The organism is Phytopseudomonas punonensis (assembly GCF_900142655.1).
Lineage (GTDB): Bacteria > Pseudomonadota > Gammaproteobacteria > Pseudomonadales > Pseudomonadaceae > Aquipseudomonas > Aquipseudomonas punonensis.
In genome coordinates this window covers 41436-55882 of record NZ_FRBQ01000009.1, presented here as the reverse complement: position 1 = coordinate 55882, position 14447 = coordinate 41436, and the positions used below count along the sequence as shown (strand labels likewise).

General features: G+C 62.9%; 19 protein-coding genes. 11 read left to right on the top strand and 8 right to left on the bottom strand.

Going from position 1 to position 14447, the window contains the following annotated elements; genetic code table 11:
- Nucleotides 1-23 precede the first annotated feature (23 nt).
- The 7 genes from hpxX (at nucleotide 24) to BUC40_RS18600 (ending at nucleotide 5196) form a co-directional block, all read left to right on the top strand.
- The gene (gene hpxX, locus BUC40_RS18630) at nucleotides 24-212 is read left to right on the top strand and encodes an oxalurate catabolism protein HpxX (RefSeq protein WP_073267682.1); all 189 of its coding nucleotides are present in this window, start codon (nucleotides 24-26) and stop codon (nucleotides 210-212) included.
- The gene (locus tag BUC40_RS18625) at nucleotides 209-1603 is read left to right on the top strand and encodes an AtzE family amidohydrolase (protein ID WP_073267681.1); all 1395 of its coding nucleotides are present in this window, start codon (nucleotides 209-211) and stop codon (nucleotides 1601-1603) included. The genes hpxX and BUC40_RS18625 overlap by 4 nt, the downstream gene beginning before the upstream one ends.
- Nucleotides 1604-1607: 4 nt before the next feature.
- Nucleotides 1608-1991, top strand: coding sequence for an oxalurate catabolism protein HpxZ (hpxZ, locus tag BUC40_RS18620; protein ID WP_073267680.1), 384 nt, complete (start codon nucleotides 1608-1610; stop codon nucleotides 1989-1991).
- A 150-nt stretch (nucleotides 1992-2141) separates the two neighbouring features.
- A complete protein-coding gene (gene mupP / locus BUC40_RS18615) occupies nucleotides 2142-2813 on the top strand; it encodes an N-acetylmuramic acid 6-phosphate phosphatase MupP (RefSeq protein ID WP_073267679.1) in 672 nt (223 codons plus the stop codon).
- Nucleotides 2814-2822: 9 nt separating this feature from the next.
- A complete protein-coding gene (locus tag BUC40_RS18610) occupies nucleotides 2823-3251 on the top strand; it encodes a VOC family protein (protein ID WP_073267678.1) in 429 nt (142 codons plus the stop codon).
- A 21-nt stretch (nucleotides 3252-3272) separates the two neighbouring features.
- Nucleotides 3273-4013: a YciK family oxidoreductase gene (locus BUC40_RS18605; protein ID WP_073267677.1), complete on the top strand. Its 741-nt coding sequence runs from the start codon at nucleotides 3273-3275 to the stop codon at nucleotides 4011-4013.
- 259 nt (nucleotides 4014-4272) lie between these two features.
- Nucleotides 4273-5196 (top strand): GGDEF domain-containing protein, encoded by a 924-nt coding sequence (locus BUC40_RS18600; RefSeq protein ID WP_073267676.1) that lies wholly within the window; start codon nucleotides 4273-4275, stop codon nucleotides 5194-5196.
- A gap of 106 nt (nucleotides 5197-5302) precedes the next feature.
- On the opposite strand, the gene rluB is transcribed toward BUC40_RS18600, so the two are convergent.
- The 6 genes from rluB to BUC40_RS18570 all read right to left on the bottom strand — a co-directional run bounded on the left by rluB (nucleotide 5303) and on the right by BUC40_RS18570 (nucleotide 10040).
- Nucleotides 5303-6496, bottom strand: a complete 1194-nt coding sequence (gene rluB / locus BUC40_RS18595) for a 23S rRNA pseudouridine(2605) synthase RluB (protein WP_073267675.1) — start codon at nucleotides 6494-6496, stop codon at nucleotides 5303-5305.
- 142 nt (nucleotides 6497-6638) lie between these two features.
- Nucleotides 6639-6818, bottom strand: coding sequence for a DUF1289 domain-containing protein (locus BUC40_RS18590; protein WP_073267674.1), 180 nt, complete (start codon nucleotides 6816-6818; stop codon nucleotides 6639-6641).
- The gene (gene scpB / locus BUC40_RS18585; protein ID WP_073267673.1) at nucleotides 6815-7630 is read right to left on the bottom strand and encodes an SMC-Scp complex subunit ScpB; all 816 of its coding nucleotides are present in this window, start codon (nucleotides 7628-7630) and stop codon (nucleotides 6815-6817) included. The genes BUC40_RS18590 and scpB overlap by 4 nt, the downstream gene beginning before the upstream one ends.
- A gap of 47 nt (nucleotides 7631-7677) precedes the next feature.
- On the bottom strand, nucleotides 7678-8529 hold the full coding sequence (locus tag BUC40_RS18580; protein ID WP_073267672.1) for a segregation and condensation protein A: 852 nt from the start codon (nucleotides 8527-8529) through the stop codon (nucleotides 7678-7680).
- Nucleotides 8530-8534: 5 nt separating this feature from the next.
- Nucleotides 8535-9164 carry an L-threonylcarbamoyladenylate synthase gene (locus tag BUC40_RS18575; RefSeq protein ID WP_073267671.1) on the bottom strand — a complete coding sequence of 210 codons (630 nt, stop codon included), beginning with the start codon at nucleotides 9162-9164 and terminating at the stop codon, nucleotides 8535-8537.
- Nucleotides 9165-9176: 12 nt separating this feature from the next.
- Entirely contained in the window at nucleotides 9177-10040 is an 864-nt protein-coding gene (locus BUC40_RS18570; RefSeq protein ID WP_073267670.1) for a PHP domain-containing protein, read from the bottom strand.
- A 124-nt stretch (nucleotides 10041-10164) separates the two neighbouring features.
- Between BUC40_RS18570 and BUC40_RS18565 the strand changes: the two genes are divergently transcribed.
- The 4 genes from BUC40_RS18565 to BUC40_RS18550 all read left to right on the top strand — a co-directional run bounded on the left by BUC40_RS18565 (nucleotide 10165) and on the right by BUC40_RS18550 (nucleotide 13119).
- Nucleotides 10165-10464: a YciI family protein gene (locus tag BUC40_RS18565; protein WP_073267669.1), complete on the top strand. Its 300-nt coding sequence runs from the start codon at nucleotides 10165-10167 to the stop codon at nucleotides 10462-10464.
- A gap of 23 nt (nucleotides 10465-10487) precedes the next feature.
- Entirely contained in the window at nucleotides 10488-11171 is a 684-nt protein-coding gene (locus BUC40_RS18560; protein ID WP_073267668.1) for a response regulator transcription factor, read from the top strand.
- Nucleotides 11172-11305: 134 nt separating this feature from the next.
- Nucleotides 11306-11707, top strand: coding sequence for a Spy/CpxP family protein refolding chaperone (locus tag BUC40_RS18555; protein WP_073267667.1), 402 nt, complete (start codon nucleotides 11306-11308; stop codon nucleotides 11705-11707).
- A gap of 86 nt (nucleotides 11708-11793) precedes the next feature.
- Entirely contained in the window at nucleotides 11794-13119 is a 1326-nt protein-coding gene (locus BUC40_RS18550) for a sensor histidine kinase (protein WP_073267666.1), read from the top strand.
- A gap of 149 nt (nucleotides 13120-13268) precedes the next feature.
- Here the strand turns inward: BUC40_RS18550 and BUC40_RS18545 are convergent, their stop codons facing one another.
- Complete coding sequence (locus tag BUC40_RS18545) at nucleotides 13269-13841, bottom strand: NAD(P)H nitroreductase (RefSeq protein WP_073267665.1); 573 nt, start codon at nucleotides 13839-13841, stop codon at nucleotides 13269-13271.
- 176 nt (nucleotides 13842-14017) lie between these two features.
- Entirely contained in the window at nucleotides 14018-14389 is a 372-nt protein-coding gene (locus BUC40_RS18540; RefSeq protein ID WP_073267664.1) for a YkgJ family cysteine cluster protein, read from the bottom strand.
- Nucleotides 14390-14447 lie beyond the last annotated feature (58 nt).

Sequence of the window (14447 nt, the reverse complement as noted above, 5' to 3'; positions counted from 1 at the left end):
GCCGCCTTCTGGAGAAGATCACTATGACCACCAATACGCCCGACTGGGCAGCATATGTCGCGCAGATGGAACAGGTTCTGGCCCTGGAGCTCGACGATGCGCGGCGCCAGGAACTGCTTATCCAGTTCAGCCGCATCGCGGCGATGGCACAACCACTGATGGCCTTCGCGCTCGATGATCGACTGGAAGTCGCGGGGGTTTACAAGGCATGAACCCAGCCCTGCTCTCCATCAGCGAACTCCGAACGACCCTGGCCTGCGGCGACCTCAGCGCCCGGGAAATCGCCGAATACAGCCTGGCGGCGATCGAGCGACATGATCCAGCGATCAATGCCTGGACGCAGATCACCCACCAACGCATGAAGACCGAGGCGGATAACCTTGATCGCCTACGTCGCCAGGGCTCGCCTCTTCCCGCTCTGGCGGCCGTGCCTTATGCCGTAAAGAACCTGTTCGATGTATCCGGCTTCCCGACGCTGGCCGGGGCGCAACTATTCGAGAATCGCCCAGCAGCAGGTGCTGACGCCTGGGCGGTGCGCCAGTTGACAGCGGGCGGCGCCCTGCTCTCAGGCATGCTCAACATGGACGCCTACGCCTACGGCTTCACCACCGAAAACACCCATTTTGGCGCGACCCGTAACCCACACGACCTATCGCGAATTGCTGGTGGGTCTTCCGGCGGGTCGGCGGCCGCTGTTGCCGCCGGGCTGGTGAATTTCTCGCTGGGCAGCGACACCAATGGCTCTATCCGCGTACCGGCTTCGCTGTGCGGCATATTCGGCCTAAAACCTACGTTCGGCCGTTTGTCGCGTAGCGGCTCGCACCCGTTCGTGGGCAGTCTTGACCACATCGGCCCGCTGGCACGCCGCACTCGCGATCTCGCCGAGGTCTACGACGCGCTGCAGGGGCATGATCCGCAAGACGGCTTTCAAGCCACGCAGCAGGCGCAACCCGTAACGGCACTGCTGGAACGCGACTTGAACGGTCTGCGCGTTGGCGTGCTCGGTGGTTACTTCCAGCAATGGTGCGACGACAGCGCTCGCGCTGCCGTGGCACAGGTGGCCAAGGCCTTGAGCGCCAGCGAGGAAATCCCCCTGGCAGAAGCCGAGCTGGCGCGGACAGCGGCATTCATCATCAGCGCCTCTGAAGGCGGCAACAGTTATCTGCCAGCGCTGCGCAGCACCCCGCAATCCTTCGAGCCACTGTCGCGTGAACGCCTCTTGGCCGGCGCGATGATTCCGGCAACCTGGTATGTGCAGGCACAACGGTTTCGTCGTCACTTCCAAAAGCAGGTGCTACCGCTATTCGCGGGAGTCGATGTATTGATCGCGCCCGCGACACCGACCAGCGCCACGCTTATCGGCCAGGAAACCATGCGCATCAACGGCGTTGATCTACCAACCCGCGCCAGCATGGGCATGCTCGCTCAGCCGATTTCCTTCCTTGGCCTGCCGGTGGTCAGCGTGCCACTGCGTACAGCCAGCGGCTTGCCGATCGGCGTACAACTTATCGCCGCACCGTTCAGGGAAGACGCTTGCCTGCGCGCCGCCAGCGCCCTCGAGCGTATGGGCATCACCCAAGCTGCGCCCGCCAACCTGGAGTAAACCGATGAGCCCCGAACAGATAGACCTGCCAAGCGTACTCGCCGACGTGACCGCCGCGTTTCAGCGCTATGAAAAAGCGCTGATCAGCAATGATATCGAGGTGCTGGACGAGCTGTTCTGGCACGACGAACGTACGGTACGTCTGGGCGCCGGCGAGAACCTCTACGGCATCAGCGAAATCCGCAAGTTTCGCGCCGCACGACCAGCCGCGGGCCTATACCGCGAGTTACGCAACACGGTAATCACCACCTACGGCGACGACTTCGCCGTCTGCAGCACCGAGTTCACCCGCGAAGGCAGCGAGCGCATCGGCCGTCAGCAACAGAGCTGGGTGAAGCTGGATGGCGGGTGGCGCATCGTCGCCGCCCAAGTGAGCCTGATGAGCTGAGCGGCTGCACGCTGCGACAAAGTGACATACAGTGGGAGAACCTGTACCGCCCAATCAGGCGGCGGAAACTGGCAACATACGTTTTAGCCTGTTGTTCCGCGCTTGCCAGGCAATATTCCAACGCTAGATTCGAATCCCCAAGGAGGCCTGATGCGCTTGCGCGCGGTTCTTTTCGACATGGATGGCACGCTGCTCGACAGCGCGCCGGACTTCATCGCCATCTGCCAGACCATGCGCGCCGAGCGCGGGCTGCCGCCGGTGGAAGAAAAGCTGATTCGCGATCACGTCTCCGGCGGCGCCCGGGCGATGATTCTCAATGCCTTCGATATCGACCCGATGAGCCCGGGCTTCGAAGCCTTGCGCCTGGAGTTCCTGGAGCGTTACCAGGACCACTGCGCGGTGCTGACCCGCCCCTATGAGGGCATCGAGCCGCTGCTCGAGGATATCGAACGGGCCAAGCTGATCTGGGGCGTGGTGACCAACAAGCCACTGCGCTTCGCCGAGCCGATCATGCAGCGTTTGGGCCTGGCCGAGCGCTCCTCGATCCTCATCTGCCCCGATCACGTGACCCGCAGCAAGCCCGATCCCGAGCCGATGCTTCTCGCCTGCTCGACCCTCAAGCTGGACCCCGCCAGCGTGCTGTTCGTCGGCGACGACCTGCGCGATATCGAGTCTGGCCGCGACGCCGGCACCAAGACGGCGGCAGTAACCTACGGCTACATCCACCCTGACGACAACCCACGCCACTGGGGCGCGGATGTGGTGGTCGATCATCCGCTAGAACTGCGCAAGGTGCTCGATCAGGCGCTTTGCAGTTGCTGAGGACGACCGATGTTCAGCTACATCAGCCTGGGCTGCAGCGATCTGCAGCGCGCTACCACTTTTTATGATGCAACGCTGGCTCCGTTGGGGCTGCAACGCTGCATCGTCGGTGGCGATGGCTGGGATGAATGGGTCGGCTGGGGTACTTACCTTAATGATGGCCGCGAAGAGCTCGCGCTCTGGCTCTGCAAACCCTTCAATGGTGAGCCGCCAAGTGCAGGCAACGGCAGCATGATTGCACTGAAAGCACCGAACTGGCAGGCGGTACGCGACTTTTACCGTGCAGCCCTTTCCCACGGAGGCAGTTGTGAAGGTCTGCCCGGCTTGCGTCTGCATTATGGTCCCGACTTTTTCTGCGCCTATGTTCGCGATCCGGACGGGCACAAATTGGCTGCGGTCTGCCGAGGTTTTTCCGTCGACCCCGCCCTTTACTCTTAATCAGCTCAAAGAGAGATTCTCATGTTCGACTACAGCGCCCGCCCTGACCTGCTCAAGGATCGTGTGATCCTGGTTACCGGCGCCGGGCGTGGCATTGGCTCAGCAGCGGCGCGTACCTACGCGGCCCATGGCGCGACCGTGCTGCTGCTCGGCAAGAGCGAAGACAATCTGGCACGCACCTATGACGCCATCGAGGGAGCCGGCCACCCGCAGCCAGTGGTGATTCCGTTCGATCTGGAAAGCGCGCCACCGCACCAGTACAACGAACTGGCGGCAATGATAGAAAAGGAATTCGGCAAGCTCGATGGCCTACTGCACAACGCCTCGATCATTGGCCCGCGCACGCCGCTGGAGCAGCTATCTGGCGAAAACTTCATGCGTGTCATGCAGGTAAACGTCAACGCGATGTTCATGCTGACCAGCACCCTGCTGCCGCTGCTCAAGCTATCCGCCGATGCCTCGGTGGTGTTCACTTCCAGCAGCGTTGGCCGCAAAGGTCGGGCTTACTGGGGCGCTTATGCGGTATCGAAGTTCGCGACCGAAGGGCTGATGCAGGTAATGGCCGATGAAATCGATGGCATCACCGCCATCCGCGCCAACAGTGTCAATCCGGGCGGTACGCGTACTGATATGCGCGCTCAGGCTTATCCCGGCGAAGACCCGCAGACCCGGCCGACACCAGAGGCGATCATGCCGGTCTATCTATACCTGATGGGCCCGGACAGCCAAGGCATAAATGGTCAGGCATTCGACGCTCAGTAATCCTCGCGTCAGATTTCCCGCGCTCTAAGCGACAATTCGGATCCTACCGCCAAGGCAGCGACATTAAATTGTCGCTGCGTCTTGCCCACCGGCAATAGCTTGCCGCCATTTTGGCGGCTGATTGCCATCAATGGCCCTCTGCCTTCATCCATAAGCGGCAACCTATTGAACGCCAAGGCTTTTATCAGCCTTGAAAAGACTGGCACGAAATTAGCTCTGTAGCTCACAAGCTGCAACGAAGCGCCAGAGGTTCATAAAAATGGTTCCACCTAGCCAGAAAAATACGATCGATTTCGACGCTGCCAAGCTGCAGCGCCTCGGTACTCCGATTCGCAAGGAGCAGACCCGCCCGGTCAGCCTTGCTCAACTGCGTCAGCGCCTGGGCTTGCAATTGCAGACCAGCCTGGATGCAGAGCGCATTCTCGGTACCTTCTTCCGCGAGTTGCAGCATCTGGTGCCCGTGGACTCCCTGAGTTACCAGCACTCAAGCAGCGACCTGCGCCTGGATATCGGCCAACAGGCCAATCACTCGGCCACGTACCGCCTCAGTCACGAAAGCGAGTATCTGGGCGAGCTGACCTTCCGCCGCCGTCAGCGCTTCTCCGATCAGGAGCTGGCGCAGTTGGAATCGCTACTGGCCAGCCTCATGTATCCGCTGCGCAACGCACTGCTCTACCGCGTCGCGATTCAGAGCGCACTACGTGACCCGCTGACCAACACCGGCAACCGTATCGCCATGGACCAGGTGCTGGGCCGCGAGATCGAGCTCGCGCGCCGTAATGGCCAGCCGTTGTCGCTGCTGATGCTGGATATCGACCACTTCAAGGGCATCAACGACGAGCACGGCCACAGCGCCGGTGACGAAGTGCTGAAAGCCGTTGCTACCACCATCAAGGATCAGCTGCGCAACATCGACATGGTGTTCCGCTATGGTGGTGAGGAGTTTCTGGTGGTGCTTTCTGGCACACCGCGCGAAGGAGCAGCTCTGGTTGGTGAGCGGCTGCGCTCGGCGGTGCTGGAACTGCAGTGTGTGGCGCAAGGCAAGCCGGTGAAGATGTCCATCAGCCTGGGCTGCTCGACTCTTGAGCCTGCTGAACAGGCAGACAGCCTCCTCAACCGCGCCGACAAGGCGCTTTACAGCGCCAAACGCAGCGGCCGTAACTGCCTCGCCATGGCTGGCTGACACCGCCGCCCCGCTGAAGCTTCACTTCTGGCGAGCATGAAAAAGGGCCCTATCCGCGAGGATCAGGGCCCTTTTTTAGCAGTGACTTACGACCGGAGTCGATCCATCACTGCGGCTTGCGGCTACCGCGACCAAAACCTGGGCGCTGACCTTCGCCTGCCGGGCGGCTACGGCCCTTGTCGGCGCCAGCGCCAGCCGGCTTGCGCGGTGCGCGCTCGCCAGACTCAGGACGCTCACCACGGGGCTTGGCTGGTTTCTTGCCGACATCACGCGGGCGCTCGGCCACCGGCGTGCCACGCGGTGCTTCGCTACGACCTTCACCGCGCGGTGCACGAGGTGCACGCACTGGGCGCTCGCTCGACTCATCACGCGAGCTTCGACCACGGCCACTGCTGGCGCCTGGTGCGGTGCTACCGGCAGCCGGGCGTACGGCGCGGCCTGGACGCTCACCACGGCTGATCGGTTTGGCGGCTTTACGCTGCAGACGATCGAGCTTGTCGCGCGTCTTTTCCTTCATTTCCGGCAGGGCGACCGGCTTGAGGCCAACCTCTTCGCTGAGAATGTCGACTTCACGCTGGCCCATTTCGCGCCAGCGGCCCATCGGCAGATCGGAAGTCATGAATACCGGGCCGAAACGCACGCGCTTCAGGCGGCTGACCACCAGTCCCTGGGATTCCCACAGACGGCGTACCTCGCGGTTACGACCTTCCATAACCACGCAGTGGTACCAGTGGTTGAAACCTTCACCGCCGGGTGCTTCCTTGATGTCGGTGAACTTGGCTGGGCCGTCTTCAAGCATCACGCCCGCCTTGAGGCGCTCAATCATCTCTTCGTCGACTTCGCCACGTACGCGCACGGCATACTCGCGGTCCATCTGGTAGGACGGGTGCATCAGGCGGTTGGCCAGCTCACCGTCGGTGGTGAACATCAATAGGCCGGTGGTGTTGATATCCAGGCGGCCGATGTTGATCCAGCGGCCCTCTTTCGGGCGCGGCAGACGGTCAAACACGGTAGGACGACCTTCCGGGTCGTCACGGGTGCAGATCTCGCCATCGGGCTTGTTGTAGATCAGTACGCGACGCACGGTCTCGGCGGCTTCTTCACGGCGCAGCAAGCGGCCGTCAATGGCGATGGCGTCATGCAGGTCGACGCGCTGGCCGAGCGATGCATCCTTGCCGTTGACCTTGACGCGGCCGGCAGTGATCCAGGCTTCGATTTCGCGGCGTGAGGCGAGGCCCATGCGAGCCAGGACTTTCTGCAGCTTTTCGCCAGCGGGGCTGTATTCTTCGGTTTCACTCATCTGGGCACCTCCCGGTGTTCTCTGGTGATGGGACGATCAAGTCGTCGAAGGGGCGCGAATCATACGCGTATGAGCGGCGCAACGCACCTGGCGCACAAGCTTAGCCGCACAAATGGATTTAGCGTGCGACCGGCGGTCGGGCTCAGCGTTTGCGGCGGGCTTTCGAACCGAGCGAGATCAGGCGCATATCAGCTTCGGCCATGACCATGCGCTGCTCGGCGTTATCGAGTTTCTTCCAGGCCTTTATCTCGGCCTTGCTACGGCCACAGCCCAGGCAAATGCTGTCGCTGAACTTGCAAACGCTGATGCAGGGATCTTTCATGGGTTCTCTTCGCGGCTGCCATCCTCAGCTGTAGAGACATCGCCCTGCTCTTCGCGGTTCGGCTCTTCGTCGCCGCGGGCCAGGTCATCGAAATCAATTTTCAGGCCCTGCTCCATGGCGTCCAGCTCGGCGAGCAGCGAGCCAAAACTGGTTTCGCTAGCCGCCTGCGGCGCGGTTTCAAGTTCGGAGTCATCGCCCATGGCGAGGTCCGCACGTGCCTGCAGGCTCTGCGGAACGGCTGGGTCATCATCGTCCTGGGCCAGGATCGGCTCGGGCTCCAGCTCGCGCAGTGCAGCCAGGGGTGGCAACTCGTCGAGGTTCTTCAGGTTGAAATGATCGAGAAAGCCCTTGGTAGTGGCGAACATGGCCGGCCGGCCGGGCACGTCACGGTAGCCGACCACGCGAATCCACTCACGCTCCTGCAGGGTCTTGACGATCTGGCTGTTCACCGCCACGCCGCGGATCTCCTCGATCTCGCCACGGGTGATCGGCTGCCGGTAGGCGATCAGTGCCAAAGTTTCGAGCATGGCCCGCGAATAACGCTGCGGGCGCTCCTCCCACAGGCGGCCGACCCAGGGCGAAAAGGTATCGCGAATCTGCAGGCGGTAACCGGAAGCCACTTCCTTGAGTTCGAACGCCCGCCCCTTGCAACTGCCGCCGAGAATTGCCAACGCCTTGCGAAACACATCGGCCTCGGGCCGCTCGGCCTCCTCGAACAACTCCATGATTCGCTCGAACGACAGCGGCTTACCCGAGGCCAGCAGCAGGCCTTCGAGCAAGGTGGACAGTTGTTTGGGATCGGACAGATTCATCGTCAGGGCATACCGCGTGAAGGCGCAAAAGTCGCGAGTCTAGCAGTTCATTCGAACTCGCTCTCGACCTCTTCAACCCCAGCGACACGCAGACGCACGTGGACGGCGGCAAAGGCTTCGTTCTGCACCAGCTCGACCAGCGACTCCTTGACCAGCTCGAGGATCGCCATGAAGGTCACCACTACGCCAAGTCGGCCTTCCTCGGCCGTGAACAGCTCGACGAAGGGCACAAATGCGCCGCCCTGCAGCCGCTCGAGCACTTCGCTCATGCGCTCGCGGGTGGATAACGCCTCGCGGCTGACCTGATGGCTTTCGAACATGTCGGCGCGGCGCAGCACCTCGGCCATGGACACCAGCAGCTCCTGCAGCTCGACGGTCGGCAGCAGCTTGCGCGCCCGCGCCTCGGGCGCCTCGACGCGCGGCACGATAAGATCGCGCCCCACCCGCGGCAGACCGTCGATGCCTTCGGCGGCAGCCTTGAAACGCTCGTATTCGAGCAGCCGGCGGATCAGCTCGGCGCGCGGGTCGTCTTCCTCTTCTTCGGCAATTGCTGAGCGCGGCAACAGCATGCGCGACTTGATCTCGGCAAGCATGGCGGCCATCACCAGGTACTCGGCGGCCAGTTCCAGGCGCACGCTGTGCATCAACTCGACGTAACCCATGTACTGGCGGGTGATTTCCGCCACGGGAATGTCCAGCACGTCGATGTTCTGTTTACGAATCAGATAGAGCAGCAGATCGAGCGGGCCCTCGAAGGCTTCGAGAAACACCTCCAGGGCGTCCGGCGGGATGTACAGGTCAACGGGCAGTTCGGTGAGCGCCTCGCCATACACCATGGCGAACGGCAGCTCCTGCTGGGCACCGGCCTGGCTGTCGAGGGTTTCGGCTGCGCTCGACATTTATATCAGCGCCGATCAGCGAACGGTGAAGGGTCACCACAGCCAACGCGGATCACTTCCGGCTCGTCGTCCACCAGGCTGATCACGGTCGAGGCTTCCAGGCCGCCGAAACCGCCATCGATGATCAAATCCACTTGGTGCTCAAGCATCTGGCGCATCTCGTAGGGGTCGCTCATCGGCAGATCTTCGCCGGGCAGAATCAGGCTGACGCTCATCATCGTCTCACCCAGCTCTTCCAGTAGCGCCGAGGCGATCGGGTGATTGGGCACACGCAAACCGATGGTGCGGCGCTTGGGGTGCAGCAGCATGCGCGGCACTTCTCGGGTGGCATTGAGAATGAAGGTGTAAGGCCCGGGAGTGTGGTTCTTCAGCAGGCGGAAGGCGGCGGTGTCTACCTTGGCGAAGGTGCTGAGCTGCGACAGGTCGCGACACACCAGGGTGAAGTTATGTTTGTCATCGAGCTGCCGGAGACGACGGATGCGCTCCATGGCGCTCTTGGCGCCCATTTGGCAGCCCACGGCATAGGAGGAGTCGGTCGGGTAGACCACCACACCGCCATTGCGGATGATATCGGCCGCCTGTTTGATCAGACGGGCCTGGGGATTGTCCGGGTGTATCTGAAAAAACTGGCTCATGGCTAGGAACTCTCAAACGGCGTTGTAAGAGGGCGCGCAGCCGAAGCGCGTCCATAACGGGGAAAGATCATCGGGCAGCGGCCGGTACAAACCCAGTTCCGACCAGTCGCCTGGGGCGTGGAAGTCGCTGCCGACGCTGGCCAGCAGGCCGAACTCACGCGCCAGGATCGCCAACCCGCCGACCTGCTCGGCCGGCTGCATGCCATTGACCACTTCTAGGGCATGGCCACCCGCTGCAGCGAATGCGGTCACCAGCTTACGGCGCTTGCTGCGCGTGAAGTCGTACTGCCACGGGTGGGCCAGGCTGATCCATGCGTTGGACTGGCGCAGCGTCTCGAGCGTTTCATCTAACGTCGGCCAGTGCTGCTTGACGTCGCCGAGCTTGCCGGAGCCGAGCCATTTGCGAAAGGCGTCGGCGCGATCCTTGACGAACCCCGCGCGCACCAGAAACTCCGCAAAGTGCGGGCGCGCCGGCGCGTTGTCGCTTTCACCCTGGGCCAGCTGTATCGCCCGCGCGCCGTCCAGTGCCCCCTCCATGCCCTTGAGCGCCAGGCGCCGGGAAATCTCCTCGGCGCGCAGCCAACGGCCCTGGTGCAGGTGGGCGATGGCCTGGCGCAAGGCAGGCGCTTCACTGTCGAAGGCGTAGCCCAGCACGTGGATGGTCGCGCCACCCCAGGTACAGGACAGCTCGATGCCATTGATCAGTTGTATGCCCAGTTCGCTGGCAACTCCACGGGCCTCGTCGAGCCCTTCGAGAGTGTCGTGGTCGGTCAGCGCCAGCGTCGTGATGCCACGCCCATGGGCCCGCGCGACCACCTCGGCTGGCGGCAGGGCGCCATCCGAAGCGGTGCTGTGGCAATGAAGATCAACCTGCATAAGGGGCGCTTTCCCGACGATTCATGTTTGTTATTATGCCGCGGCTGGCAGATTCTTGCTGGCCATCCCGCTGCCTGCCCCGCCCTTTCTCTCGCGGCTCACCGCCTGGCCCATAAGGATCGACATGCTTTACGCCATCATCGCTACCGACGTGGAAAACTCCTTGGAGCTTCGCCTCTCCGTTCGCCCGGCGCACCTGGCGCGCCTGGAGCAGCTGAAAACCGAAGGTCGCCTGATACTCGCTGGCCCCAACCCGGCCATCGACAGCAACGATCCGGGCCCGGCTGGCTTCAGCGGCAGCCTGATCGTTGCCGAGTTCGAGTCGCTGGAAGCCGCCAAGAGCTGGGCCAACGCTGACCCGTTTCGCACCGCCGGCGTATATGCCGAAGTGGTGGTGAAGCCTTTCAAACACGTACTGCCGTGACCTGATCGGACCCCGCCGCCGCCATGAGCAATCTGCTGCTGATCGACGATGACGTCGAACTCTGTGACCTATTGGCCAGCTGGTTGACCCAGGAAGGCTTTCAGATCACTGCCTGCCACGATGGCCAAAGCGCACGCCTGGCACTCACCGGGAGCGCCCCGGATGCCGTGGTGCTCGACGTGATGCTGCCCGATGGCAGCGGCCTGGAGCTGCTCAAGCAACTGCGCAGCGAGCACCCGGATCTGCCGGTGCTGATGCTCTCGGCGCGCGGCGAGCCGCTGGACCGGATTCTCGGCCTGGAGCTGGGCGCCGACGATTACCTGGCCAAGCCATGCGACCCCCGCGAACTGACTGCCCGCTTGCGCGCCGTGCTGCGCCGCAGCCTGCCACCGGCAGCTACCAGTCAATTGGAGCTGGGCGACCTGCGCTTCAGCCCGGCACGTGGCGTGGCGGCGCTGGGCGCAGAGGGCCAGGAGATAGTCCTGACGCTCTCTGAAAGCCGGGTGCTCGAGGCGCTGCTCAAGCAGCCCGGCGAGCCGGTGGACAAACAAGCCCTCGCGCAACTGGCTCTGGGCCGCAAACTGACGCTCTATGATCGCAGCTTGGATATGCACGTCAGCAACCTGCGCAAGAAGATCGGTCCGCACCCGGACGGGCGCCAACGCATCATCGCCCTGCGCGGGCGCGGCTACTATTACGCACCTTGATAGGCGCGTCGTGCGGTTTACACAGCAGCGCTTGTCTTTACCCTGCCTTTACCTCCGCTGACTGCGCCTTACCTTGGAAGCCCTAATCTGGGCACATCCGGCAACTGGCCGGTTTCGAGACAAGGAGATACACCATGCGCAAGACCATGACCGCCCTGCTCCTCGCTATGACCCTGCCGACCCTGGCCATGGCTGCTCCCGGTGGCGATCACCGCCCAGGCGCTGGCCCACGCATGTTCCATGAGTTGGATCTGAGCAAAGAACAGCAACGCCAGGTGCACCAGCTGATGGGCGAGCAGAGAAAAAACGACCGCGAGCTAACCCAGCGCTACCTGGACAAACTGCCTGAAGCCGACAAGAAGGCTCTGGAGAACGAGCGCAAGGCCTCACGCGACAAGCAGCAAAGCGCTATTCGCGCGGTGCTGACACCAGAGCAACAAAAGACCTTCGATGAGCAGGTCGCCAAGATGAAAGAACGTAAAGCCGACCGCGAAGAGTTCGAAGCCTGGAAGGCCGAACACAAGAAAGCCGGCTGACCCACCGCTGGCCGTGATTACGGCCAGCCTGTTACCCGCCTGCGCCATTCACATGGCGCAGGCTTTTGCCGTTTGAGGAGCCTTCTGTGCGTTCATTGTTCTGGCGAATTTTCGGCAGCTTCTGGCTGGCGATTGCCCTGGTCGCGGGCCTGTCCATGCTGCTCGGACGCGCCCTGAATCAGGACGCCTGGATTCTCAACCAGCATCCGGGCCTGGAAGACCTGCCCGAGCAGTGGGTTCAAGCCTATGAACACGATGGCGCACGCGCCGCTCAGGATGTGCTGGAGCAACGCAAGCGGCGCTTTCGCATCGACACCCAGGTATTGACGGACGCCGGCCAACCCGCGGTTCGCGGCACGTTCCCACCGCGTGCGGCAGCCTTCGAGGAGCGCAACGAGGGCGAAAAACGCCTGCCCTGGCGGCGTCTGACCACCGACTACACCAGCCCGACGACTGGCGAAACCTACCTGTTCGTGTACCGCATTCCCCATCCTGAACTGGATGCCTGGCACCGTGGCAGCCTGCTATGGCCGCTCAGCGCGCTGGGTATCGCCCTGGTGGTACTGACCGGGTTCAGTCTGCTACTCACCCTCTCGATCACCCGCCCGCTGGATCGCCTGCGCGGCGCCGTGCACGACCTCGGCCAGACCGCCTACCAACAGAACAGCTTGGCGCGCCTGGCCAGCCGGCGTGATGAGTTGGGCGTGCTGGCCAACGACTTCAACCGCATGGGCGCACGCCTGCAGGACCTGATCGGCAGCCAGCGCCAGTTGCTGCGCGACGTCTCCCACGAGCTGCGCTCGCCGCTCGCCCGTCTGCGCATCGCCCTGGCCCTGGCCGAGCGCGCCGAGCCGGCAGAACGCGAGAAGCTCTGGCCAAGGCTGACCCGTGAGTGCGATCGCTTGGAAGACCTGATCAGCGAAATCCTCGCCCTCGCCCGCCTGGACGCCGAGCCAGGCTCGGCGCAGCCCATCGACCTGACGCAACTGACCGGCAAGCTACGTGAGGATGTGAAGCTCAGCCACCCCGAACAGCTGCTGAACATCCACCTGCAACCGGGCATCCAATTGCACGGCTGGCCGGGCATGCTCGAACGGGCGCTGGACAACCTGCTGCGTAACGCCCTGCGCTTCACGCCCGAAGGGCAGCCTATCGAGTTGAATATCGTCGGGTGTGCTGGAGAGATTGCCCTGGAAGTTCGCGACCATGGCCCCGGCGTGGCAGTCGAACATCTGGCTCAGCTGGGCGAGCCGTTTTTCCGTGCGCCGGGCCAGAGCGCAGCCGGTCATGGCCTGGGCCTGGCCATCGCCCGCCGCGCAGCCGAACGCCATGGGGGGCGGCTGGAGCTGGAGAACCATCCAGACGGTGGTTTCAGTGCCAGGCTGGTATTGCCGCTGGAAACGGCGGTTTAACGCCTGCCTAACGGTGAACATCCTGCGGGAGCCGGCTACACCCGCAAATTCGCTGGCATGGCGCGTTCCCACAAAAAAGCAGCCTTATTGCATGCTTCTGCTTTTCAGCGAAACGCCTGGCAATGCGAGCCGTTCGAGCGCTAAAACGCTCAGCCCTGAGCCTTGCCTACCCAGCCGCTGACGTACTCATCGACATTCACTGGCGGCGAGACACGCAGATCTCGCTGCGGCGTGCCCAGATACAGATAGCCAATCACCTGCTCGTTGTCTGCCAGGCCAAGGCCGCTATTTACCACCTGATCGTACGAAAGCTCGCCAGTGCGCCACACCGCGCCAATGCCTTGGGCATAGGCAGCGAGCAGAATGCCGTGCGCGGCACAGCCAGCGGCCAGCACCTGCTCCTGAGCCGGCACCTTGGGGTGCTCCTGGATGCGGGCGATCACGAGAATCAGCAACGGCGCGCGCAGCGGCATGTTGCGCGCCTTGGTCAGCGTCTCTTCGTCAGCATCGGGATATTTGCTCGCTATCGCCTCGGCGAACAGTTCACCCAGTGCGTGCCGAGCATCACCTTCAACGGTCAGGAACCGCCACGGCCGCAACTGGCCGTGGTCCGGCGCACGCAATGCAGCCTTGAACAAGTGCTCGCGCTGTTCGGCAGTCGGCGCAGGCTCGATCAAACGTGGGGCGGAAACACGGTTGATCAGCGCATCGAGGGCATCCATTGGCTCACCTCCAGAGAAAAGAACCGGGATTCTACCAGCGATGCCAGCCTCGCTCACCACAGCTCGCCCGTAGCCTGGCGTCGAGCGAAGCGATACCCAGGACGATTTCACGGGTGTCGCCGCGCTCGACCCGGGCGACGAGTAACACCGATCACAAGGCAAGTGAAGCACGCTTACTAGGCCACCCGATCCGGCGAGAGCTCCGGCTGCAACGGCGGCGTCAGCGGTGGCAGGCCATAGGCTTTGCGAGCATCGTCGCAGCGCGGGTTGTGCTCGCCGTTGGCCCACGACGCCTCGAACTCGCGACAGGTGCTGGAGCGCTGTTCGTATTGCGTACAGCGCGTGCCCTGGCCAACATCGCCGAGCAGCGCGTTACAGCGCGATGGCTTGGTTTCGGTACCGCGCATGGCAACCAGGTGCGGCGAGATCTGAATGACCTGCTCATCCGGTACGGTTCCACCGGCTGACTGGCACTCGCCCCAGAAGAAGGACACACGAAAAAACGCGCAGCAGGCGCCGCACGCTAGGCAAGGATTGGTTTCGGACATGATGAGGGCTCAGAAACCGGCAAGGGCCGGCACCTGGCGGCGTATTTTATGCACTGCC